Annotated in this window: 1 protein-coding gene; it reads right to left on the reverse strand. The window is 67.6% G+C overall.

Features of this window, described 5'->3' with window-relative positions; translation table 11 throughout:
* Positions 1 to 894, reverse strand: an 894-nt coding sequence (locus JW897_RS24105) for a type VI secretion system Vgr family protein (protein ID WP_205467932.1), incomplete at both ends; no start/stop codon positions are given.

Here is an 894-nt window from a genome sequence, read left to right on the forward strand (position 1 = left end):
TTGATGCCGGACAGGGTTTTATTCGCCGGCAGCGCGCCGGCGCCGCTGAAGTCCGGCGTCGGGTGGCTGCCGTTGTAGAGCACGCCGGTGATCACCGGGCGGTCGATGTCGCCTTCGATGAAGTCGACCAGCACTTCCTGGCCAATGCGCGGGATGAATTGGTGGCCCCAGCCGGCGCCGGCGCTGGGCATCACCACCCGCAGCCAGCAGGAGGATTTGTCGTCCATGCCCGCGCCTATGCTGGGGTGTTCGTCCATCCGTTGCCAGTGGAACTGCACCTTGATGCGGCCGTGCTGATCGGTATGCACCTCTTCACCTTGGGGGCCGACCACGGTGGCGGTTTGCACGCCGCGGGACTTGGGCTTGGCCAGCTCGGTGTGGGCGTAGGCCGGGGTCAGCGGCACGCCGCGACGTTGGGCGTCGAAGTCGGCGCGGAACGGTTGCGCCTCTTTGCCGTCTTGGAAGGCTTTCAGATCCGCCGGCAGGTTGTTGCGCGCGCTTAAGCTTTGGCGGGTGACGACGAATTCGCGCTGTTCGCTGCTGTCGCCGTCGTGGGCCGGGTGCTCGTCCAGGCGGAACCACTGGCCGGCGGCCAGGCCACGCACCGAGCCGCCGCCGCTGAATTGCTTGGCGTTCAGGTCATGCGCCTGCTGGCGCAGCTGGGCGTAGTGGCTGAGCTGGTCGGCGTCGCCGGCGTAGTACAGCGATTGCGGGTCGTAGTCGTGCAAAGAAGACTGCAGCGCCTTGCCGTTCTGGCCCTGATCGATGCGGCTGTCGTCGCCGCTGTGCTGGGTGCTGACGGGTTGGTAGTCGAAGCTGGCCAGCGCCACCGCGCCGGGAACGATCTGGCGCTGGGCGTTCCACTCGGTCAGGCCGTCTTCGGCCTCGGTGGCG

The organism is Chromobacterium alkanivorans (assembly GCF_016937655.1).
GTDB classification, from domain to species: domain Bacteria; phylum Pseudomonadota; class Gammaproteobacteria; order Burkholderiales; family Chromobacteriaceae; genus Chromobacterium; species Chromobacterium alkanivorans.